Here is a 23,124-nt window from a genome sequence, read left to right as displayed (position 1 = left end):
GACTCCAAAGCGTAAAAAGCGGCATAAGCGCGACAGGCCATAGACCCGCCTCAGTTTTATTGGCAAGGTCGCGGCGAAGGCCATTCTTTACCATAAGCAGACCGTTTATGCTCGACATCGCGGCGAATGCCGGCGCCAGCGCCCCCGCGCTCCGCGTCAATCTGCAGGGGCGGACCTTGCGCGTGGCTCCGGCCGGGCGCTGGTGCGTGCAGGATTTCGCCCGCCTCGACGCCGAGATTAAGGCGCTGAACATCGACGGCCGCAAGCGCGAAATCGGCGAAGCTGAAATTCATCTCTCCATCGTCGAAGATCTCGACACCGCCGGTGCCTGGATGCTGCATCATCTGAAGAAGCAGTTTGAGGCGGCGGGGATTCCGGCGGCGTTCAAGGGCGCCTCCGAGAAGCAACAAATCCTGCTCGGCGTGGTCGGCGACAATACGGTGGCGGAGAAACCCGCGCGCATCAGGCGCGGCCCGGTCGTGCCGCTGTTCGGCGATGCCGCCAATGCGGTGCTGAAGGCCGTCGGCGACCTCGTTCAGCTCACCGCCTTCCTCGGCGCGACGACGGCCTGCGCCTTTCGCACCGCCATGCGGCCCTGGCGCTTCCGTTGGACCGCCTTCATCCATCATATCGAGCATACCGGCCTGCGCGCCGTGCCGATCATCGCGCTGATCTGCCTGCTCATCGGCGCGGTCATCACCCAGCAGGGCGTGTTGCAGCTCCGCACCTTCGGCGCCGAGCCCTTCGCCGTCGACATGGTCGGCATTCTGGCGCTGCGCGAAGTCGGCATCCTGCTCACCGCGATCATGGTCGCCGGACGCTCGGCCTCGGCCTTCACCGCCGAGATCGGCTCGATGAAGATGCGCGAGGAGATCGACGCCATGCGCACGCTCGGCATCGATCCGATCGAGACGCTGGTCCTCCCCCGCGTCGCCGCGCTGATCGTGGCGCTGCCGATCCTGGCCTTCATCGGCAACATCATGTGCCTTGCGGGCGGCGGGCTGATGGCGATGGTCTATCTCGATATTTCCATCCCCGCCTATATCGACCGGCTGCATGACGCTGTCAGCCTCCGGCACCTGCTGGTCGGCCTCGTCAAGGCGCCGCTCGCCGCGCTGATCATCGGCCTCGTCGGCTGCCTCGAAGGCATGAGCGTATCGGGGAGCGCGGAATCGCTCGGCACGCATGTGACCAGCTCGGTGGTGAAGGCGATCTTCCTCGTCATCATATTCGATGCGATGTTCGCCATGTATCTCTCCGCGAGCGGCTACTGATGGAGCGCTATCAACGGGGCGAGCCCGTCATCCGCATCCGCGGCCTGTCGAAGCGCTTCGGCCGCCAGCAGATCTTCAAGAATCTCGATCTCGACGTCTATCGCGGCGAGGTGCTCGGCCTTGCGGGCGCGTCAGGCACGGGCAAATCGGTGCTCTTGCGCTGCATCACCGGGCTGGTTCCGGCCGACAATGGCAATGTCGAAGTTTTTGGCCAGGACCTCGCGGCGCTCGACTGGCGCGCCCGGCTGCGGCTCGACCGGCGTTGGGGCGTGCTGTTCCAGGACGGGGCGCTGTTCTCCTCGCTGACGGTTTTGCAGAACGTACAGGTGCCGATGCGCGAGCAGTTGAAGCTGCCGAAATCGGCGATGGACGAACTCGGCTTCCTGAAACTCGCCATGGTCGGCCTCAGCCTCGACGCCGCGCACAAATACCCGTCCGAGCTTTCCGGCGGCATGCGCAAGCGCGCGGGGCTCGCCAGGGCGCTGGCGCTCGATCCGGAGATCGTCTTTCTCGACGAGCCGACCTCCGGCCTCGACCCGATCAGCGCCGCCGCCTTCGACCAGCTCATCCGCAGCTTGCAGCAGACGCTGGGACTGACGGTCTACATGGTCACCCACGACCTCGACAGCATCTTCGCCATCTGCGACCGCGTCGCCGTCGTCGCCGACCACAAGGTCGTGCGCAGCGGCACGCCGGAGGAGCTGGTGACCAACCCCGGGCACCCCTGGGTGCAGGAATATTTTTGCGGAGAGCGGGCTCGCGCCGCGCATCGGTGAGGCAGAATGGAAACCAAAGCAAATCATCTGATCGTCGGCGGCTTCGTCATCCTGATGCTGAGCGCGGTGTTCGGCTTCGTCTATTGGATCGATAATTACGTCAATGGCGGCAATGCCAGGCGCTATGACGTGATCTTCTCCGGCTCGGTGCAAGGGCTGGTCGAAGCCTCCGCCGTGACCTTCAACGGATTGCGCGTCGGCACGGTGACCTCGCTCGGCATCCTGCCGGAGGACACCCGCAAGGTGAAGGTGGTGATCGCCCTCGCCGAGGGCACGCCGGTGCGGGAAGATACGCGCGCCCAAGTGCTGCAGCAGGGTCTGGCCGGATGGGTCGGGCTGTCGCTGTCGCCCGGCTCGCCCAATGCGCCGATGCTGACCGCCAAGCCAGGCGAGGCCTATCCCGTCATCTATGCCGACGACACCGGCTCCGGCTCGATCATGGGCGGTGTCCCCGAGGCGATCGGCAACGCCAATGCGCTGTTCGTGCGGCTGAACGATCTGATCGCCGCCAATGAGAAGATGATCACCAGCACGACGAAGAATGTCGAGGCGTTCACAGCCATGCTGGACTCCAACAAGGACGAGGTCGCTGCCGTCATCACCAATGCGCGCAAGCTGTCGGAGCGATTCGACGGGCTGGCAGTGAAGCTGAACGGCGCGGTCGACCAGTTCACCGGCTCGCTCGCCGGCGGACCTGACAGTTTTGTGACCCAAGCGCAACAGGCGGCGCAATCTTTCCGTAAGCTGGCCGAGAAATTGGACAAGACGCTCGGCGATCAGGCCGACGGTTTGACCGGACAGGCCAAGCGCAGCATGAAGGAATTCGAGCTTTTCATGCGCGATGGCAGGCGTTTGGCGGAAAATCTGGATCGCGTCTTGCAAAAAGTCGAGGCCAATCCGTCGACCCTGATCTTCGGCGGCTCGCAAGTGCCGGAATATAAGCCCGGCCAACAATGATTTGACAGGGGAGGCTTCCGTGCTAGGTCTAGCCTGGGCTGAAAACCGGGGCAAAATACGTAGAGGGGCATGAACGTACTTCCATTTGTACGCGCAAGCTTGGTTTGCCTGGCCCTTGGCGGCTGTGCATTCGCCGGTGTCGGTGGCTCAGCGCCGCCAGCCACCTATAATCTTGCCGCGCCCGACATGACCGCCGCGAGCGCCGCGCGCTGGCCGGTGCAACTCACCGTGCAGCGTCCGACCGCCATGCGCGCCATCGACACCGACCGCATCGTCGTGATGGCGCCCGGCGGACGGCTGTCCTATTTCGAGGACGCCGCCTGGAGCGACCGGCTGACGGCGCTGGTGCAGGCGCGTCTGGTCGAGGCGATGCAGGACACCAAGAGCTTCCGCGCCGTGCTGACCACCCAGGACAGCCTCGACGGCGATTACAGCGTGGCCATCGAGATCCGAGAGTTCCAGGTCGAGGTGGAGAAGGGCAGCGCTTCGGCGGTCGTGACGCTGTTCGCCAAGCTGGCGCAGGATCAGCGTGGGCGCGTCATCGCCACCCGCGAGTTCACCGCGCGCCTGCCCGTCGCCAGCGACGATCCGGCCAACGGCGTCGCCGCGCTGCAGACGGGCTTCAACGATGTGACGAAAGAGCTGGTCGGCTGGCTCGCCTCCGCGCATAAGGGCCGCTCGGGGGCGTGAGCGCCTTGCAATCCGGTCAATGCGCGGCTTGCATTTCGCGCGGACGCTGGGTAATGGCATGGCGAGGGAAGGAGCTGGCGGTGCCGAGGCGGCCAGCCCAGAGGGAGACCCGTCATGGCAGAGCCCGTCGCCGCGCAATTGAGCCCCTATCTGGTGGAACTCGTCGAGGGCCGCACCTATCGCTGGTGCCGCTGCGGCATGTCCTCGCGCCAGCCTTTTTGCGACGACTCGCACAAGGGCACCGGCATCGAGCCGCTGCTGTTCACCGCGCCGCGCACCGAGGCGGTGAATCTGTGCGGCTGCAAGCAGACCTCCGACGAGCCCTATTGCGACGGCTCGCATAATATCCTGTAGAGCGGCGCGCCGCTTCAATAGCCATCGATCTTCCGGTAAGGGCTGGGCCGCACCCGCAGCAATCCGGCGATGACGCCGGCGCTCTTGAAGACGTGGCGTCCGCCGGTCAGCGCTGCCCGCTTGAAGCGGTCGAGGCCGAACGGCGCAAGCAGCGGCGAAAGCAGCAATTGCAGCATCCCTCGCAGCAGGCGCAGCAGAATCTGCGGCAGGCGGCGGAGGAAGATGCGGATGCCGCCATAGAGCTTGCGCTTGATATAGACGTCGTTGGCGCCGGTGCGGTAGGCGAGGCCCATCTGGCGGGCGAAGCTCAAGCGTTCCGGGTGGACTTCCTCGGTGACGAACGGCTCTTCGGAGAAAGTGATGCTGACACCTCGCAGGCGGGCGCGCAGGAAGAAATCGGTGTCCTCACCGCCGCTGACCGCCATGGCCTCGTCAAAGCGCAGAGCCAGGCCGTCCGCGCGGATCAGACTTGCGGCGAACAGCACATTGCTGGTGGCGGCGAATTTCATGCCCTCGCCTTCGCGCAATTCGGGCGGCGCCGGAACGGCCCAGAACGGCACGCGGCCTTGGTAATGGCGCAACACGGCGCCCTGGATGACGTCCGCCTTATAGCGTTCTGCGGCGCCGATCAGCTTATCCAGCCAATCCGGGCTCGCCGCCTCGTCGTCATCGATGAAGGCGACCCAATCCGCCCCGAGCGCCAGCGCCGCGTCCAGCACGCGATTGCGCGCATAGGGAATGCCCCGTACGGGTTCGTGCAGATGCCGCATCGGGAAACGCGCATGTGCGCCAGCGGCTTCGACGATGGGGGCCGCACGCGGCGGCGTGTCATTATCCACGACCACAAGCGTGATCTCATGTCCGGGCGGCGCCTGCTGCCGGACGAGCGAAGCGAGGCATTTCGCGAGCAATTGCGGCCGCCCCGCCGTGCAAATCCCGATGCACACCTTGCGAATAGCGGCCTGAGAGGTTGCTGTCGCGGCAAGGCCGGACGGCGCCCGTGGCTGCTGATCCAACAGCATCTGCGATACACCTATTGCGCGTAAATGATTAGGTAACACTCCCAGAGCGGGCATTCATTAGCACGACAGGATTTTCGATTATCCACAAGGTGGTAAAGTTGCCTCGGCGCGGCGTCCGGCTCTGCTTATGAATTCATCATTTTGCCTTGCGGCGGCGGTCAGGCTCGGACAGGGTGTCTGTTTTCGTGAAGGCAGCGATGCCGAGTAGGGTCTAGGGCTGGAAGATGAACGAAATCAATATCTCCGCAATTTCACAGGCCGTGCAGCAGGCCGTTTCCGCAAGCGGGCCGGATGGGCGGCTTGCGGCGGAGTTCACGTCGGCGCTGTTTGCCGGAACGGGGGTCGACGGCGACCACGCCCCGCCCTCCGAGCTGGCGCAGCTCGCCGTCAACGCCTTCGCCTTCTTTACCGAGCGCCCTGCCGGTGGCCATAAGCTGCGCGCCTATGATTTCGACAGCGACGCCGCGCTTGGGCCGGTGACGGTAATCGAGGCGGTCAATGACGATATGCCGTTCCTGCTGTCGTCGCTCCTGGCCGAGATCATCGATCGCGGCCTGACCGTGCGCTTCGTCGCACACCCGATCTTCAACGTCACCCGCGACGCCGCCGGCGTGGTGACGCAGCTTTCGGCCGCCAATGGCGGCGATAGCGGCACCGACACGGAAAGCTTCCTGCATATCGAGATCGATCCGCTCGACGGCGATGCGGCGCGTGACGATCTCTTGCGCAAACTGGCCAAGATCCTCGAGGACGTGCGGACGGTCGTCGCCGATCGCGGGGCGATGGCCGAACGGCTCCAGCACACCATCGACGCCTATGTCGCCGCGCCGCCGCCGATCGCCGTGGACGAGCTGGCGGAGTCGCTGCAATTCCTGCGCTGGCTCGCCGACGGGCATTTCATCTTTCTGGGCCTGCGCGAATACGCCTTCTCGGTCGGCGCGGACGGACCGCAGCTCGAAGTCAAGCACGATGCCAGCATGGGCCTGCTGCGCGATCCCGACTTGCATGTGCTGCGCCGGACAGGGGCTGCGAGTGAGATGAGCCCGATCGCGCGCGAGCTGTTCAGTGCGCCGGCCCTGCTGCTGATCGCCAAGGGCAATTTCCTGTCGCCGGTGCAGCGCCGCGTGCATGTCGATTCCATCGGCATCAAGCTTTATTCGGATGACGGCAAGCTGACCGGCGAATTGCGCATCGTCGGGCTGTTCTCGGCGACCGCCTACAACGCCTCGCTCAGCCAGGTGCCGTTTCTGCGGCACAAGATCGAGCAGGTGTTCCGGCGGCTCGGCAATGGGCCGAACAGCTATTCCGGCCGCGTGCTGACCAACATCCTCGAAACCTTCCCGCGCGACGAACTCTTCCAGATCTCGGTCGATCAGCTCGCCGAGATTTCCGATGCCATCCTGCGCCTCGAATTGATGCCGCGCACCCGCGTCTTCGTCCGGCGCGATGAATTCGGCCGCTTCGCCTCGGTGCTCATCTATGTCATGCGCGAGCGCTACACCACCGACGTCCGCCAGAAAATCGTCGGGCTGCTGGAGAAGTCCTTCGATGCGCGGCTGACCGAATTCACGCCCGTCTTCACGGTCGGGCCGCTGGTGCGGCTGCATGTCGTTGTCTGGCGCGACGAGGGCTCGATTGCCGACGTCTCCGAGGACGCTCTCGAAGCCGAAGTGCAGGGCTTCGTCCATACCTGGCGCGATGAATTGCAGACTTTGATCCGGCGCCATTATGGCCGCGGCACCAATGGCATTCTCGGCCGCTTCGGCGAGGCCTTCCCGCCCGGCTATGAAGACTCCAATCCGCCGGAGCGGGCGCTGGAGGATATCGACCGGATCGAAAAACTTTCGCCTGAGCTGCCGGTCGGCATCGATTTTTTCCGCGAGCGCAGGTCGCCGCCGAACGAGCTTCAGGTGACGCTCTATCAGCTCGATGAGCCGATCTCGCTCAGCAAGCGGGTGCCGGTGCTCGAAAACCTCGGCTTTTCCGTCATCGCCGAGCAGACCTTCGAAATCGCGACCAAGCGCGATGGCAAGCCGATCACGGTCTTCCTGCATGAGCTGCGGCTGGAGACCGCGAACGGCCAGCCGATCGACCTTCCCGTGCATGATGCGCGGCTGGAAGAAACCTTCCTCGCCATCTGGCGGGGCGACGCCGGCAACGATCAGTTCAACCGGCTGATCGTGCAGGCCGGGCTCGACTGGCGCGAGGCTGCCCTGATGCGGGCCTATGCGTCCTATCTCCGCCAGATCGGCGCGCCTTTCGGCCAAGTCTATCTGGCGCAGACGCTCGCCCGCCATGGCGGCATCGTCCGCGATCTCGTCCAACTCTTCACCGTGCTGTTCGACCCGGCCCGCGCCCGGTCCAATGAGGAGCGCCGCGCCGAATCGGCGCCGATCATCGCCAGCATCGAGGGCGCGCTGGAGAACGTCTCCAGCCTCGACGAGGACCGGATGATCCGCCGCATCCTCAATCTGATCCAGTCGACCATCCGCACCAATTTCTTCCGCAGCCCCACGCCGTTGGTCGGCCAGGACACCATCGCGCTGAAGATCCGCAGCCAGAATGTCGATGCGATGCCGGCGCCCAAGCCCTTCGCCGAGATCTTCGTCACCTCGCCGCGCTTCGAAGGCGTGCATTTGCGCGGCGGCCCGATCGCGCGCGGCGGGCTGCGCTGGTCCGACCGGCCGCAGGATTTCCGCACCGAGGTGCTGGGCCTTGCAAAGGCGCAGCAGGTCAAGAACGCCATCATCGTGCCGCAAGGCGCCAAGGGCGGCTTCGTCCCTCGCAACATTCCCAAGACCGCCAGCCGCGACGAGATGATGACGGAGGGCGTCGCCTGCTACCGCTCCTTCATCGCCAACCTGCTCTCGATCACCGACAATCTGAAGGATGGCGCCGTGGTGCCACCGGCGCAGACCATCCGCATCGATGGCGACGACCCCTATCTCGTCGTTGCCGCCGACAAGGGCACCGCCACCTTCTCCGACATTGCCAACGCCCTCTCGCTTGAGAAGGGTTTTTGGCTCGGCGACGCCTTCGCCTCGGGCGGCTCGGCCGGCTACGACCACAAGAAGATGGGCATCACCGCGCGCGGCGCCTGGGAGGCGGTCAAGCGGCATTTCCGCGAGATGAACATCGACATCCAGACCACGCCCTTCCGCGTCATCGGCGTCGGCGACATGTCGGGCGACGTCTTCGGCAACGGCATGTTGCTGTCGCGCAAGATCCAGCTCGTGGCGGCCTTCGACCATCGCGACATCTTCATCGACCCGGCCCCCGACATGGAAGCCAGCTTCGAGGAGCGCAAGCGGCTGTTCGAGCTGCCGCGTTCGAGCTGGCAGGATTATAACCGCTCCCTGATTTCCGAAGGAGGCGGCGTCTTCCTGCGCTCGGCGAAGAGCATTCCGCTGTCGCCGCAGATGCAGGTCCTGCTCGGCACGACGCAGAAGGCCGCCTCGCCCGCCGAAATCATCCGGCTGCTGCTGAAGGCCAAGGCCGACCTGTTGTGGTTCGGCGGCATCGGCACCTATGTCCGCGCCTCGACCGAGACCGACGAGGCCGTGAACGACCGCGCCAACGACGCCATCCGCGTCACGGCATTGGATGTCGGCGCTAAGGTGATCGGCGAGGGCGCCAATCTGGGCGCGACCCAGCGCGGCCGCATCGAATTCGCGCTGGCGGGCGGGCGCATCAACACCGACGCCATCGACAATTCCGCCGGTGTGAACACATCCGACGTCGAGGTGAACATCAAGATCGCGCTGGCGGCTGCAATGCGCGGCGGCCGGCTCACCATGGCTGACCGTGATGTCATTCTCGCCGAGATGACCGATGACGTCGCCGAAACCGTGCTGCGCAACAACTATCTCCAGACGCTGGCGATCAGCCTGGGCGAAAGCCGCGGTCTCGCCGACCTTGGCTTCCAAACCCGGCTGATGCACGCATTGGAGCAGACCGAGCTGCTCGACCGCGCCATCGAGCAATTGCCTTCCGACGCCGAACTCGCCGAGCGCCGGCAGAAGCGCCAGCCGCTGACCCGGCCGGAGCTCGCCGTGCTGCTGGCCTATTCCAAGATCGCGCTCTATTTCGAGCTGATCGACTCGCCGGTTGTGGACGATCCCTATCTGAGCCGCGTGCTCGCCGATTATTTCCCGGCGCCGATGCGCGAGCGCTTCCATGACGAGATCGAGACTCACGCGCTGCGCCGCGAGATCGTCGCCACCGTGCTGGCCAACGCCGTCATCAATCGCGGCGGCTCGACCTTCATCGTGCGGCTGAAGGAGGAAACCGGCCGTGACGCCGAGGAGATCGCCTATGCCGTCGCGGCGGCTATCGGCGTGTTCCGCCTCACCGAGTTCGGCAAGATGATCGACGCGCTCGACGGCAAGATCGACGGCGCCCGCCAGATCTCGCTTTATCTCCTGGTGCAGGACGTGCTGCGCCGCCAGACCGCCTGGTTCCTGCGTCAGGGCAATTTCCAGGAGGGGCTGTCGACGCTGATCGAGCGCTATCAGACCGGCCTCGACCGCCTGAGCGGGGCCATCGGCGACTTGTTCGACGAAGGCATGAACGCGCGGCTCGCCGAAGCCGAGGAGCGATTGGTCGTGGAGGAGGTGCCGCAGCCGCTGGCCCGGCGTCTGGCACTGCTCGGCGCCCTCACATCCGCGCCGGACATCGTGGCCTTGGCGGTCAAGCTGGATCGTTCAGAACTCAGCGTCGGCCGCGTCTATTTCGAAGCCAGCAGCTTCTTCCGTATCGACGAGATCCGCGCCGCGAGCGAACATCTGGGACAGGCCGACCATTATAGCCGCCTCGCGGTCAACAGCACGCTGGATGCCGTCGCCTCCGCCCAGCGTGCAATCGTGGAGAAGGTGTTCGCCTCGGCGGCGGAGGGCAGAGAACCCAGTTTCGCCGCCTGGGCGGAGGCCAACCAAGCCGCCGTCGAGCGCGCCAGGCGCAGCCTCAACGACATCCTCAACGGTAGCGAGCTGACTCTGGCCAAGCTGACGGTTGCCGTCGCACATTTCCGGGAGCTGGCGGAGCATTAGAGGCTTAACCCAATGTCATTCCCACGAAAGCGGGAATCCAGTGGCAGCAATCGCGTCTGACGCGATGCGGCACCGCCAATGTTGCCCTTTACTGGATCCCCGCTTTTGCGGGGATGACAATAAGAGGCGCGTTGTTTAAGGACCGAGGATCTCGTAATCGATCGGCTTGAACGCGAAGTTGTTGCTTTGCCCCGCCGAGCAGGCGGTCAAGCCGACGATCAGATCCATCTCGGCACGGAAGACTGTGAAATCCCCGGCCTTGCTCCGCGGCGGCTTGACGTCGATGCGGCCCGTATCGCCATCCATGGCAACGTTCATGAATACGTTGAAGCACACCGGGATGGCGTCCGGCGCGATGCCATAGGGCTCGAGCGCCTGGGCCAGATGCTCGTGACAGCCATGCGGCGGCTCCGGATCGTCATAAAGGATCCGGAACGTGTCCATGCTGCACGGCGTCAGCAAGAAATCATGCCGTCCGACGCGATCTTCCATGATCGTCAGCATCGGGCGGCTGCGGTTGGAGTAGAGCACGCTGCCCGTCGTCAGCAGCAGGCTGCTGGCGTAATCGATCGAGCGGCCGGAGGAGAGCATTTCACCAATGTCGCTGCGATTGATGGCCAGCAGGTCGGCGACCTGCTCCCCCATAGGATCGATGACCTTGAGGCTCGCTCCCGCCGGCAACTCGAAGGCGACGCCGCTGCGGGGCGGGATGCGGGCGATCATTGGGTCTCTCCCTGGCGTGGCCGGAACGGGCATTTCCAATCCGCCGGCGTGTCGCGTCCACTATATTGCCGGGCCTCAGAGAGTTCGCCGAAATTTCCAAGCGCGGGATTGGGCGTGCCGCAAAACGCCTCGTCGCGGTCGCGGACCACATCCCGCATGCGTTCGTAAAGCCCGTCGGCGCGCAGCCGCTCGAATTGGTCGTGCAGGTTCATGACGAGCGCCGGGACGGCGTAACGGCGTGAGAGACGGCTGGCGCCCGGGTGCATGCCGATGATGAAAAACGCCTCGCCGCCGAGGCTGAAGCTGAAATCGGCCGCATCAGGGTCGGTGCCGACGCGGATGTCGCGCCGCGAGCGCCGGGCGTCCAGTTCGTGCAAGGCTTGCAATCGCCGCCACAAAGCCTGCTCGAATTCGAGTTCCGAATAGGCCCCGGCGCCCTCGAACTCCAACAGCAAGCTTTGGAACAGCGATCCGCGCTGATGATACAGCGCGATGAAGGCATCGATGTCGGCGAGAATCCGCTCGTCATGGGCGCCGTCATCCAGGCCGCCATAGGAATGGACGGTGATTTTACCTTGTTTTAACGCACTTTTGGCCCCGACGCAGGGGTATTCCGGGCGCTGCAAAAACGATTGAATCGCGGTAGGAGCCTTCGATTGTGCCATCGCGTGCGCAAGCGCGACACGCAACGACCTCCGTCCCTGCTACCCGCGCTACCTCCTCTTGTTAAATGCAAGGCTAACAAGCTGAGTGCGATGCCATTGGTTCCGCAGGAATTGCCGCAGGGTTAACGTAATTGGGCACTGGGGCGCCCACGGCCTCTACGTGCGGTTGACGGTATTTGCAATCTTCAGGAACATCCCGCCGCTCCCGCCAGTTCGGTCCTTACATTCAACCCAAAGGACCTACGCAAATGTTCATGCGAGTCGACAAGCTACAAGTGGAACTGCCCGCTCCCACGCGGCAAGACCCAAACGCCGGCGCAGCGCTGCAAGAACTGCTCGGCGGCAAATATGGTGAGATGTCGACGCTTGGAAACTATCTGTTTCAAAGCTTCAATTTTCGCAGCAAGGCCAAGCTTCGGCCGTTTTACAGCCTGGTTGCGGCGATCACCGCCGAAGAACTTGGCCATGTAGAGCTGGTTAGCAACGGCGTCGCCATGCTGAATAACGGGCCGGACAATGACGGCGACAAGACCGATGGCGGTGACATTGCCGATGCGCCCTTCGAGGACATGAAGGACATCCGGCTTGCGGCGGCGTTCTTCTCCAATGCGGGCGGGGCGACCCCGGTCAACAGCAACGGCCAGTCCTGGAACAACGACTTCATCACCACGACCGGCAATGTCGTTATCGACCTCCTGCATAATTTCCATCTCGAATGCGGCGCCCGCCTGCATAAGCTGCGCGTCTATGAGACGCTGACCGACGCGACCGGTCGTGAAGTCTGCGGCTATCTGCTGGTGCGCGGCTCGGTCCACGCCCATGCCTACGCGCTGGCGCTGAAGCAGCTCACCGGCGTCGAGATCGAAAAGATGCTGCCGACGCCGAACATCAATCTCGACAAGATCCCGGAATGCGCGAAATACCTCGCCGAGGGTTCGCATCGCCGCCTCTACACTTTCAGCCCCAATGACTACAAGGAAATCTCGGCGCTCTGGGGCAATGGCGAAACGGCTCTGCCGGGCGATCCGGAGGGTGAATTGACCGTGGTCGAAGGCATGCCGGACGGCGGCAAGATCCATCAGCTCACGGGCGTGCCCTCGGCTTTCACGCCGGATTACGCGCCGGAAGAGATGTTTGAGATCGCGACCAAATTGTACAAAGCCTCCCGCAAATAATACGGCTGGCCCGTTGCGCTTGTGATGGCGGAGAGTCCCCTCTTCGCCATCACGCGTAAGGACTCAGGCCGCCTCGGCCTGAGCCGAGACCATGCGGTTGCGTCCGAGGCGCTTGGCGCGGAACAGCTTGTCGTCGGCGGCGGTAATAAGCTGCTGCGCGGACATTTCGGTGTCGGACAGGAAGACCGCCACGCCTCCGCTGATGCTGACGAAGGGACCGACGGGCGAGCGCGGATGGGGAATGTTCATTTGCTCCACGGCGCTCCTGATCGCCTCGGCGATGCGTGTGGCGCCCGCGAGGTCGGTATTGGGCAGGATCATCACGAACTCCTCGCCGCCATAGCGGGCCGCCAGGTCGGCCGGGCGGCGGCAGCTCATTTCCAGCACCTCCGCGATGCGCTTCAGGCATTCGTCGCCGGCCTGATGCCCGCATTGATCATTGAACGCCTTGAAAGCGTCGACGTCGCACAGAATGAGCGCAAGCGGCTGCTTGCCGCGCCGCGCGACGGCGATCTGGCGGTCGAGATAGCTGTCGAAGAAGCGGCGGTTGGCGAGCCCGGTCAGGCCGTCATGGCGCGAGAGCTGGCGCAATTCCGCCGAGAGCTGCGCGAGCCGCGCGTAATAGGTGCCGTTTTCGATCTGCAAAACGATGAGCAGGAAACTGGCCGCCACCAGCCCATAGATCCGGCCGGCATACCAACCGACATCGTAGCGGGCGCCCGCGAAGACCGCCGACAGGGCGATGTCGAACAGCCACGCGCTCATCACCACCATCAGCCACAGATCCAGCACGGTGCGCGGTTTGCGCAGCCAGAGCATGACCAGCGCCGCGACGCTCAGCAGCCAGACGTTCGACACGACCAGGGACATTGTCGGGCTGAAGCGGTTGTCCACGACGAGCACCGGCAGACTTTCATGGCCGAGCGTGGTGATGAGCGTCACCCCGGCGACAAGTGCGAACACGCCGGCGATGCCGCCCACAATAAGCACGCCGGAACTCAGGCTCTGCGTGTGTTTCCCCGCGCCCGCCAGTCTCTCGTCCGTCAGCTCATCCTTGAACAGGGCGTACAGGATGACGAAAAGCGGAAAGCCGGCATGCCAGACCATATAGAGCCAGGCTGTGGTCTGCGTCCCAGCCCCGAGCAGCCCGGTCGCCGAAAACACGCCGGGAAAGGTCAGTCCGTGCGTGAAGGCCATAAAGGCGGTGAACAGATAGCCGCAAGCCAGCAGGAATAGCGCGCGCGACCGCAGCACGTTGAACTGGCTGAACAGCAGCACGGCCGTGATCAGATCGCAGATCATCAGCGCCGATTCATAGGCGGGGATGAAAGCGGGGATGTTGGCCAGCGGTTTCGTAACAAACGGCAGCACCGCGACGAAGCCGAGCGCCGAGACGGCGACGGCGGCAAGCGCCAGCTTGAATTCGCGCCCGCCGGCCAGTTGCCGCGAGAGGAAGACCGGCCGCTCGTCCAAGTAGACTTCCTGAGTTGCCGGGCTATCGATTCCGCCGGCCTGGGTTCTGAGCGGCCCGCTCGGGGCCGCGTCGATTTCAGCGGGCGCCGCGCCGGGCGGGGCGATGCCGGTCGCGAGCAATTTGCCGAAGGCTTCGGCAGACACCGGGCGGCTGTAGAGGTAACCTTGCGCTTCGTCGCAATGCTGCGCGCGCAGAAATGCCAATTCCTCGGGCGTTTCCACACCCTCCCCGACGACGCGCAGATTGAGGTTGCGGCCCATGCCGATCATCGCGGCCACGAGGGTCCTGCCGTCCCCGCCGGCGCTGATCTGCCGAATGAAGGATTGATCGATCTTCAAGCAATCGACGGGAAACTTTTGCAGATAGCTCAGGCTCGAATAGCCGGTGCCGAAATCGTCGATCGCCACCTGGACGCCGTTCGCCCGCAGCGCGTGCAGAGTGACAGCCGCCGCGGCGGCGCGTTTCATCAGCACGCTTTCGGTCAGCTCGAGCTCCAGGGAGCGCGGTTCGAGTTGTGTCTCGGCGAGGATGGCGAGCACGCCGTCGAGATAGTTCGGCTCTCCGAACTCGACGGCGGAGACATTGACCGAAATGGTGATGGGCGGCAGCCCGGCATCCACCCAGCTCCGCGCCTGCGCGCAGGCTTCACGCAGCACCCAGGCGCCGATTGCCAGGATGAGACCAGAATCCTCCGCGATGTGAATGAACTCGATCGGCGAGATCGGCCCACGCGCCGGATGGGTCCACCGGATCAGGGCCTCCGCGCCGGATATGGCGCCCGTTCTTATGTGGATCTTAGGCTGGTAGAAGACGGTGAATTCCCGCCGCTCCAGGGCACGGCGCAAACCTTCCTCGATGAATTGCCGCTCGACCGCCTGGGCGTTCATCGATTCTTCGAAAAACTGGTATCGGCTTCGCCCGTGCGCCTTGGCCTGATACATCGCCGTTTCGGCGTTCTTGACCAGCGCCTCCACGTCCCGGCCGTCGTCTGGATAGATGCTCACGCCGATGCTGGCGGTGACGTGCAGCTCCTGTCCGTCCAGCGAATGCGGCATGGCGACCGCCTCGAGCATTCGCCTCGCCGTTGCGGTGGCGTGGTCGACCTCCTCCATGTCGGACAGCATGACGACGAACTCGTCGCCGCCCTGCCGGCTGACCGTGTCGCCGGGGCGCACAATGTCCAGAAGGCGGCGGGCGACGGATTGCAGAAGCTTGTCGCCGGTCGGGTGGCCGAGCGAATCGTTGATGCGCTTGAAGCCGTCCAGGTCGAGGCACAGCAGGCCGACCTTTTCCCCATGGCGCGGCGCGCGGGCGATGGCGCGGTTGGCGCGGTCGTTCAGCAGCGCGCGATTGGGGAGCCCGGTCAGGCTGTCGTGCTCGGCGGAATGGACCATCAGCAGCGCCATGGCCTTGGCCGCCATCTGCGTCGACTTGCGTTCGATGGCGTAGCGCAGCGCCCGCAACAGGCCGCGCGGCTCCAGATGATCCTTGACCAGATAGTCCTGGGCCCCTTCCTGCAGGGCCCTGGCGGCCAGCGAGGCGTCGTCCACACCGGTCAGCACCACCAAGGGAATATTCGGCGCCGCCAAATGCGCGCGGCGGACCGCATTGAGGCCTTGGGCATCGGGCAGGCCCAGATCGAGCACGATCATATCGACGGAATGCTCGGTGAGAAATGTCTCCGCGGCGCGCATATCCGTTACGACTGTTAGATCGACCTGCTGCGCATCCGAATCGTGCAGCATCTCGCGCAGCAACCGTGCGTCGCCGGGATTGTCTTCGACAATAAGAAGGGTTTTGAGCGAACCGTTATTGGCCGGGTTTAATGAGCCGGCGGTTGGGCTGTCCTCTTGTTTGATTTGCATAAAACGTTGCCGATACTGAACAGTATTCGTCAAACAGGCGTGAAATCCGAGCAAGCCGCGTTTTGCAGGGCGGCGTGAGGGCCCTCACGGGGCGGGGTCAATGCCAGCGCATCTCGACCAGTCTCCACCTTGGGGCTTGGGGATTAATTCTTTCCATGCAAAGCGCTGGATTGTTGCCATGGGCCTTAACGGCCGGCCTCAGCAGGAGCGCATCATCTCGCGGCGCATCGCCGAGGCGCTGAGCACGCGGTGGATCTCCTGCTCCAGCGTTCTTTGCTCGATCGGTTTGGAGACGTAGCCGGTCATGCCGTGCGAGAGCAGCCGGTCCTTGTCGCCGCTCATCGCGTCGGCGGTCAGGGCGATGACGGGGACGTCGCGCCAGATGGACCGCGTGGCGCGGATGCGGCGGATGGTTTCGATGCCGTCCATCACCGGCATGTGCACATCCAGCAGCACGAGGTCGAAGGGCCGTGCCTCGAGCAGAGTCAGCGCTTCGTTGCCCTCGGTCGCCTCGGTGATGACGACGCCGCTCGGGACAAGCAGCAGACGCGCGACATTGCGATTGATCGGATTGTCGTCCACCAGCAGGATGCGGAGCCCCTCAAAATTCGCGCCCAGCGTCCCGCCGTCGTGGCCCGGCGCCCGCGCCCGATCTGGCACCGGCTTCTTGGAGGCCGCAAAGGCCCGGAAGCTCAGGGTGAAGGTGCTGCCGTGACCGGGCTGGCTGGCCACGGTGACGTCGCCGCCCATCATGCGGGCGAGCCTCCTGGTGATCGCAAGCCCTAGCCCCGTGCCGCCGAATTGCCGCGTCGTCGAGTTGTCGGCCTGGGAGAATTCCGAGAACAGCCGCGCCGCAGCTTCCTCGCTGATGCCGATCCCGGTGTCGCTGATGGCGACCGAGATCCGGTATTCCTGGGCGCCGACGGTCTCTTGCAGCACCGACACCGTGACCTCGCCGGCGGTTGCGAATTTGATCGCGTTGGAGATCAGATTGGCCACGCATTGATGCACGCGCACGTAATCGAAGCGCAAGATGCGCGGAATATCCGGGTCGATATCGATGCGCAGCACGATCGATTTCTCCATCGCCCGCGGCAGGAACAGCTTCTGCAGATGCAGGAACACTTTCTCGATTTCGCCGTCGATGGGCAGGATATCCAGCTTCCCGGCCTCGATCTTGGAGAGGTCGAGCACGTCGTTGAGCAGTGTCATCAACGTCTGGCCGGAATCCAGTATCGCCTTGACGCTATCGCGCTGATGCGGCGCCAGCGGTTCGTTCGCCAGCACCTGCGCCATCCCGAGGATGCCGTTGAGCGGCGTGCGGATTTCGTGGCTCATATTGGCCAGGAACGAGGATTTGGCTTCGTTGGAGGCTTCGGCGGCGGCGACCGCCCGCGTCAGCTCATCCTTTGCCGCGCGCAGGCTTTGCACCATCAGCGCGTTCCGCTCATCGGTCAGACGCTGCGGGGTGATGTCCTCATGGGTTGCCACCCACCCGCCGTCGGGCATGGGCCGGTGCCGGATGGCGAAGACCCGCCCGTTCATCAATTCGACGACGGTGTCGTTCGGCCGGTTCCGCAGGTCGTCGTCGATGCGCCAATTGTAGTAATCGTCGGGAGACATGGCGGGCGCGCTGCCGGCCTCGTAGCGGAGATCGATGATCTCGCGCAAGGTCGTGCCCGGCACGACGGCGCCGGGATCGAGACCGTACATATCGAGATAGCGGTTGTTGCAGATCACGAGCCGATGCGCGCCGTCGAAAAAGCATAGGCCTTGCGGGATGTTGTTGATGGCCATGTCGAGCTGAATGTTCTGCAAATGCAGAAGCCGCTTCTGCTGCATGACGATCGCAAGCTGCTCCTTGAGCTGGCGGTGCAACTCCTCGCGTTCGGTCACGTCATCATGCGTCGCGATCCAGCCGCCATCTTCCAGCGGCCGGTGGTGAATGGCAAAGACGCGCCCATTGCTGAGTTTGAAAAGCGTATCGCTCGCCGTCTCGGCGACCAGGAGCTGATTGCGCCAGGCGTAGAAGTCGTCACTGGTCATGGCGGGAAAGCTGCCCGCCTGATAGCGCATTTCGATGATCTCGCGCAGACTCATGCCGGGCTGGATGGCATCGGGGGCGATATTGTACATCTCGGCGAAGCGATCATTGCAGACCACAAGTTTCTGATCCCGGTCGAAGAAGCACAGGGCTTCGGACATCTGGTTCAGAGCGGCATCGAATTGCAGCCTGCGCTCGCGCAACTCGGCCTGCTGCGTCTTGACGATCTCATATTGGGCTTTGAGCTGCCGGCTGACGGCCTCGCGCTCGGTGATGTCCTCATGGGTGGCGATGCCGCCGCCGCCGGTGACGGGCCGAAGCGCATAGGAAATGATGCGGCCGTCCGGGAGCTCCCGGACCGCGTTCAACGCCGTGACCGGAACCGCGCCGGCCTCTTGCGAGCGGGAGCCGGATCCGACCGGCGTCAGGCCGGGGTCAAGGCGGCCGGCAAGATAGGCCATCGGCGTGCCGGCCTTCGTGCAACCCGCCGATAGCCCGTACATCTGGCGGAAGCGCCGGTTGCAGAAGACGATCTCCTGATGCTCCGAGAATACGACGACACCCTGGTCCAGGTTATCTATGGCCGTCGAAAGCTGATCGCACTTGGTCCGCCACGGCCGCTCCAGATATTTGAGGCGCAGCCACAGGCCGATGGTTAAAATGGCGATGCCGATCACTGCAAGCGCGAAGGCAATAACGAACTGATACTCGGCATCTGCGAGCACGATAAACACCTGAATTGTCCATGGGAGACAATCAGACTAACAACGCCAGATTTAACGAGTGGTTAATATTTCTACATCGCATTTAAGGAACCCGGATCACCCGCGCGGTGGCACGATGGGCAGAGAGCTGGACAAACCGCCATCGACGACCAGCGCATGTCCATTGATGTAGCTAGCATCCTCCGAGGCAAGGAAGAGCGCGGCCTTGGCGATTTCCTCGGGCTGCCCGGCGCGGCGCAGCGGATTCAGCTGACCGATCTTGCCAGAGGTTCCTTTCACGGCGGCGCGTTCGAAGATCGGCTGGGTCATGCCGGTCTCGATCAGGCCGGGGCAGATGCCGTTGACGCGCACTTTGGTTCCCGCCAGTTCCTGCGCGGCGACGCTGACGAGATTGATGACTCCCGCCTTCGAGGCCGAGTAGGCCGGGCTCCCGGCACCCGACCGGAGGCCCGCGACACTGGCCGTGCAGACGATGGCGCCGCCGCCATGCCTAGCCAGTACCGGCGCTGCGATCTGAATCGCCAGCATCGGGCCGATCAGGTTGACCTGCAGGATGTCCAGCCAGGCCGCCTCGCTCTGCTCGAACAGCGTCGGCGCGCCACCGGAAATGCCGGCATTGGCGAAGACGACATCGAGGCGGCCATAGGTCTTCTCGGCGAAATCGACCAGAGCGGCGACGTCGGCGGATGCGCCCGCGTTCATCACCACGGACTCGGCGGCGCCGCCTGCCTCGCGGATGGCCGATGCCGTCGCGTGCACGTCGGCCGCGCGGTCGGCGGCGACAACCCGGCCCCCTTCGGCCGCGAACATGCGCGCGCTCGCCCGGCCGATGCCGGAGGCCGCGCCGGTGACGATGATGGTCTTGCCTGTGAAGCGATTCATGGGGTCCTCCGAAAATGCGGCTTGGTTGCGGGATCAGGCCGCCGAGGCCTAAACCGCCGCTTTCCGACTGCCGCCGAGATAGGCATTGACGATGCTCTCGTCCTTTAGCAACTCGTCCGGCTTGCCGCCGAGAGCAAGACGGCCGGTCTCCAGCACATAGCCGTAATCGGCGACCTTCAGCGCCATGCGCGCATTCTGCTCGACCAGCAGCACGGTCGCGCCGCGCCGCCGAATCTCGGCGATGATGCGGAACACCGCCTGCACGATCACCGGGGCAAGGCCGAGCGAGGGCTCGTCCAGCAGCAAAAGGCGCGGCCTGGCCATCAGCCCGCGGGCGACGGCGACCATCTGCTGCTGGCCGCCGGACAGCGTCCAGCCCAGCTTGTCGGCGAACGGGCGGATGTCGGGGAACAGCTCGAACATCTCGTCGGCCTCGCGGCGGATGGCGGCCGTGGTCTCGCGCCGGTTCGACGCGCCAAGCATGATGTTTTCCCGCGTTGTGAGGCCGGGGAAGACGCGCCGCCCCTCCGGCACATGCGAGATGCCGCGCCGCACGATCGCTTCCGGCCCGAGGCCCGCGATCGACTGTCCTTCGAAAACGATCTCGCCCGAGGCCGGCGCGACGAGGCCGGAAATCGCCCGCAGCGTGGTGGATTTGCCCGCGCCGTTCGAGCCCAGCAGCGTAACGACGCTACCCTCCTCCACGGCGAGGGTGACGGCACGCAGGGCCTCGATCTCGCCATAGCGCACGGACAGGTCGGCGATCTCCAGCAGCGCCATCATTCCACTCCGAGATAGGCCGAGACGACATCGGGATGGCGCAGCACGGCCAGCGACTCGCCATCGGCGATGCGGCGCCCGAAATTCAGCACCGTGATGTGGCTCGCCGCCTCGCTGACCAAGGTCATGTCATGGTCGATGATGAGGATGGTCAGCCCGGAGGCCGCAATGCGCTTCAGCAGGTCGTGCAATTCGCGCTTCTCGGTGGTGTTGAGGCCGGCGGCAGGCTCGTCGAGCAGCAGCAGCGTCGGATTGGCGGCCAGGGCGCGGGCGATCTCGATCAGCCGCTGATGGCCATAGCTGAAGGCGGTGACATATTCATTGGCGCGCGAGCCGAGACCGACGAAGTTCAGCGCCGCGAGCGCTCGCGCCTGTAGCGCGGCGCGTCCGCCGCCGTCGGCGTCGATCAACGTATTGCCCGGCCGCTCGGCGCCGATGACGACGTTCTCCAGCGCGGTCATGGTTCGGAACAGGCGGATATTCTGGAAGGTCCGCCCCAGCCCGGCCTCCGTTCGCTGATGCGCCGGAAGGCTGGAGATGTCGCGCCCGTCCAGGATGACCTTGCCGCCGGTCGCCCGGTAAAGGCCGGAGAGCATGTTCAGTGTTGTGGTCTTGCCGCTGCCATTCGGTCCGATCAGGGCGTGGACGCTGCCGCGCCTGACGGTGAAATTGATCTGGTCGACGGCTTTCAGCCCACCGAAATGCTTGGACAGGTTTTGCACCTCGAGCACCGCCGGACCGCCGGTCTCCGCCGGTACCAGCGCCAGTTCGCCGAGCTTGCTCGGCAATGCCTTGGCGCGGTGAAAATATTTGGCGATGAAGCCCCAGATGCCGTCCGGCATGAACACCATGATGAGGATGACCGAGAGGCCGTAGATCGCGAGATAAAGCCCGGGCACGCTTTTGAGGAAGCGCAACCATTCCGGGATCAGGATCAGGAGGCCGGTGCCGATGGCGGAGCCAATCGGCGAGGCGACGCCGCCGAGCAGCGCCATGGTCATGAAGACGATGGACTCGGCGAAGGAGAATTGATCGGGGCTGACATAGGAGAAGCCGCCCGCGAACAATCCGCCGCCGAGGCCGCCGAGCAGCGCGCAGATGGCGAAGGCTGCGACCTTGGTACGGTAGACGTCGATACCCGCGACGCTCGCCGCCAACTCATTGTCACGCACCGCCCGCATCGCCCGGCCGAGCCGCGTGTCCGGCAGGTGCCAGACCAGCCAGCCGACCCCCGCCAGCACGACGACGCAGAAGGCGAGATAGGCCTGCTGTCCCGCGAACAGTGTCGGCCGGGCGATCTGGCGCACGCCGTCCGGGCCATGGGTGAAGGCGATGGAGTTGATCATGAACAGCGTCAGGATCTGCTGGAACGAGATCGTCACCATGGCGAGGTAATGGCCGCCGAGCCTGAGCGTGGTCGCGCCGAGCAGGCCGCCCGCGATCAGCGAGATCGACATGCCGAGGGCCAGACAGATCCAGTAGGACATGCCGTAATCGGTGGTGCCGAGGCCGACCGCATAGGCGCCGAGCCCGAAGAAGCCCGCCTGCGCCAGATTGATCTGGCCGCAAAGCCCAAGCACGACAGATAGCCCGAACACGGCGACCGCATAGGTCGTCGCCTGCATCAGCACGTTGAGGATGTAGCCGTCGAAGGACATCGTCGCGGCAAGCGTTGCGGCGAGGATGGCGAACAGGCCGTAGGCGATATGGCCGGCAAGCTGGCGTCCGGCGGGGAGGGGGGCGGCGCGGGTTTCGCTGATGCTGGTCATCATGCTTTCTCCGCGACGCGTTCGCCGAAGATACCTTGCGGCCTGAAGACGAGGAAGAGGACCAGGACCAGGAAGGCGAAGCCGTCCTTGTAGGGCACCGAGACATAGGCCGCGCCGAAAGTCTCGATGATGCCGAGGGCGAGGCCGCCGATGATCGCGCCCGCAACGTCGCCGAAGCCGCCGATGATGGTGGCGGCGAAGGCCTTCAGCGCGATGGCTGAGCCCATGTGGACGGAGATGAACAGGATCGGCCCGACGAGGATGCCCGCGATGCCGCCGATCACCGCGCTATAGACGAAGGTGATCATGATCATCGTCGAGACGCGGATGCCGAGCAGGCTCGCCATTTCCTTGTCCTGGCTGGTTGCCTGCAGCTTCTTGCCCAGCAGCGTGTGCTCGAAGAACCAATATTGGAACGCCACCAGCGCGATGGTGACGCCGATGATGAGCAGATACTGGCTGTCCAGATAGACGCCGCCCGCCTGGAAGCCGGGATTGTCGAACCAGCCCGGCAGCACCTGCGGCTCGGGTCCGTAGAGCGCGAGCATGCCGTTGGTCAGCAGGATCGAGGCGCCGATAGTGGAGATGATGACCGGCAGATAGGAGCGGTGCCGCAGCGGATAATAGACGCCGAGATTGAACAGCGCGCCGAGCAGGGCCATGCCGCCGATGGCGACCAGGAAGGACAGCCAGTAGGGCCAGCCGAGGTCGACGGCGCAGATCACCATCAGGAAGGCGGCCACCATCGAGAACTCGCCTTGCGCGAAATTGACGACATTGGTGGCGCGGAAGATCAGCACGAAGCCGAGCGCGACCAGCGCATAGACCGAGCCGATGCCGATGCCCTGAAAGAGCAGTTGCAGAAAAAAATCCATCGACAGCCCACGAGTCAGAGGGCGTT

The 23,124-nt window shown here is 64.4% G+C and carries 16 protein-coding genes; 7 read left to right on the top strand and 9 right to left on the bottom strand.

Annotated features, from left to right (window positions below; all coding sequences use genetic code 11):
• Positions 1-107: 107 nt before the first annotated feature.
• From BLEFHOIH_RS22060 to BLEFHOIH_RS22040, 5 genes are all read left to right on the top strand, one after another.
• On the top strand, positions 108-1,274 hold the full coding sequence (locus BLEFHOIH_RS22060; RefSeq protein WP_170937328.1) for an ABC transporter permease: 1,167 nt from the start codon (positions 108-110) through the stop codon (positions 1,272-1,274).
• Positions 1,274-2,050 (top strand): ABC transporter ATP-binding protein, encoded by a 777-nt coding sequence (locus BLEFHOIH_RS22055; RefSeq protein ID WP_088348204.1) that lies wholly within the window; start codon positions 1,274-1,276, stop codon positions 2,048-2,050. The genes BLEFHOIH_RS22060 and BLEFHOIH_RS22055 overlap by 1 nt, the downstream gene beginning before the upstream one ends.
• Before the next feature lie 6 nt (positions 2,051-2,056).
• Entirely contained in the window at positions 2,057-3,007 is a 951-nt protein-coding gene (locus BLEFHOIH_RS22050; RefSeq protein WP_088348203.1) for an MlaD family protein, read from the top strand.
• A gap of 69 nt (positions 3,008-3,076) precedes the next feature.
• Positions 3,077-3,697 (top strand): ABC-type transport auxiliary lipoprotein family protein, encoded by a 621-nt coding sequence (locus BLEFHOIH_RS22045; protein ID WP_088348202.1) that lies wholly within the window; start codon positions 3,077-3,079, stop codon positions 3,695-3,697.
• Between the two features lie 114 nt (positions 3,698-3,811).
• Positions 3,812-4,051: a CDGSH iron-sulfur domain-containing protein gene (locus BLEFHOIH_RS22040; protein WP_088348201.1), complete on the top strand. Its 240-nt coding sequence runs from the start codon at positions 3,812-3,814 to the stop codon at positions 4,049-4,051.
• A gap of 14 nt (positions 4,052-4,065) precedes the next feature.
• Here BLEFHOIH_RS22040 and BLEFHOIH_RS22035 read toward each other — a convergent pair whose 3' ends face one another.
• Positions 4,066-5,073, bottom strand: coding sequence for a glycosyltransferase (locus BLEFHOIH_RS22035; RefSeq protein ID WP_170937326.1), 1,008 nt, complete (start codon positions 5,071-5,073; stop codon positions 4,066-4,068).
• A gap of 224 nt (positions 5,074-5,297) precedes the next feature.
• Here BLEFHOIH_RS22035 and BLEFHOIH_RS22030 point away from each other — a divergent pair, with 224 nt between their 5' ends.
• Entirely contained in the window at positions 5,298-10,121 is a 4,824-nt protein-coding gene (locus BLEFHOIH_RS22030; protein ID WP_088348199.1) for an NAD-glutamate dehydrogenase, read from the top strand.
• Between the two features lie 135 nt (positions 10,122-10,256).
• Here BLEFHOIH_RS22030 and BLEFHOIH_RS22025 read toward each other — a convergent pair whose 3' ends face one another.
• Positions 10,257-10,844 (bottom strand): urea carboxylase-associated family protein, encoded by a 588-nt coding sequence (locus BLEFHOIH_RS22025; RefSeq protein WP_088348198.1) that lies wholly within the window; start codon positions 10,842-10,844, stop codon positions 10,257-10,259.
• Positions 10,841-11,533 carry a guanitoxin biosynthesis heme-dependent pre-guanitoxin N-hydroxylase GntA gene (gene gntA / locus BLEFHOIH_RS22020; RefSeq protein ID WP_210191744.1) on the bottom strand — a complete coding sequence of 231 codons (693 nt, stop codon included), beginning with the start codon at positions 11,531-11,533 and terminating at the stop codon, positions 10,841-10,843. Before gntA ends, BLEFHOIH_RS22025 begins: the two co-directional genes overlap by 4 nt.
• A 224-nt stretch (positions 11,534-11,757) precedes the next feature.
• Here gntA and BLEFHOIH_RS22015 point away from each other — a divergent pair, with 224 nt between their 5' ends.
• Positions 11,758-12,684 carry a manganese catalase family protein gene (locus BLEFHOIH_RS22015; protein ID WP_088348196.1) on the top strand — a complete coding sequence of 309 codons (927 nt, stop codon included), beginning with the start codon at positions 11,758-11,760 and terminating at the stop codon, positions 12,682-12,684.
• Positions 12,685-12,747: 63 nt separating this feature from the next.
• Here the strand turns inward: BLEFHOIH_RS22015 and BLEFHOIH_RS22010 are convergent, their stop codons facing one another.
• The 6 genes from BLEFHOIH_RS22010 to BLEFHOIH_RS21985 all read right to left on the bottom strand — a co-directional run bounded on the left by BLEFHOIH_RS22010 (position 12,748) and on the right by BLEFHOIH_RS21985 (position 23,098).
• Positions 12,748-16,023: a diguanylate cyclase gene (locus BLEFHOIH_RS22010; RefSeq protein ID WP_088348195.1), complete on the bottom strand. Its 3,276-nt coding sequence runs from the start codon at positions 16,021-16,023 to the stop codon at positions 12,748-12,750.
• 198 nt (positions 16,024-16,221) lie between these two features.
• Positions 16,222-18,792 carry a PAS-domain containing protein gene (locus BLEFHOIH_RS22005; RefSeq protein WP_125461860.1) on the bottom strand — a complete coding sequence of 857 codons (2,571 nt, stop codon included), beginning with the start codon at positions 18,790-18,792 and terminating at the stop codon, positions 16,222-16,224.
• 96 nt (positions 18,793-18,888) lie between these two features.
• A complete protein-coding gene (locus tag BLEFHOIH_RS22000; protein WP_088348193.1) occupies positions 18,889-19,674 on the bottom strand; it encodes an SDR family oxidoreductase in 786 nt (261 codons plus the stop codon).
• 48 nt (positions 19,675-19,722) lie between these two features.
• Positions 19,723-20,454 (bottom strand): ABC transporter ATP-binding protein, encoded by a 732-nt coding sequence (locus BLEFHOIH_RS21995; protein WP_088348192.1) that lies wholly within the window; start codon positions 20,452-20,454, stop codon positions 19,723-19,725.
• Entirely contained in the window at positions 20,454-22,226 is a 1,773-nt protein-coding gene (locus BLEFHOIH_RS21990; protein WP_088348191.1) for a branched-chain amino acid ABC transporter ATP-binding protein/permease, read from the bottom strand. The genes BLEFHOIH_RS21995 and BLEFHOIH_RS21990 overlap by 1 nt, the downstream gene beginning before the upstream one ends.
• Entirely contained in the window at positions 22,223-23,098 is an 876-nt protein-coding gene (locus BLEFHOIH_RS21985) for a branched-chain amino acid ABC transporter permease (RefSeq protein ID WP_088348190.1), read from the bottom strand. The genes BLEFHOIH_RS21990 and BLEFHOIH_RS21985 overlap by 4 nt, the downstream gene beginning before the upstream one ends.
• Positions 23,099-23,124: the final 26 nt, after the last annotated feature.

The sequence above is a fragment of the Rhodomicrobium sp. R_RK_3 genome, assembly GCF_002198715.1.
In the GTDB taxonomy this organism is placed as follows: Bacteria; Pseudomonadota; Alphaproteobacteria; order Rhizobiales; family Rhodomicrobiaceae; genus R-RK-3.
The sequence above is the reverse complement of the archived record's forward strand: the minus strand, read 5'-3'. Positions and strand labels throughout refer to the sequence as shown.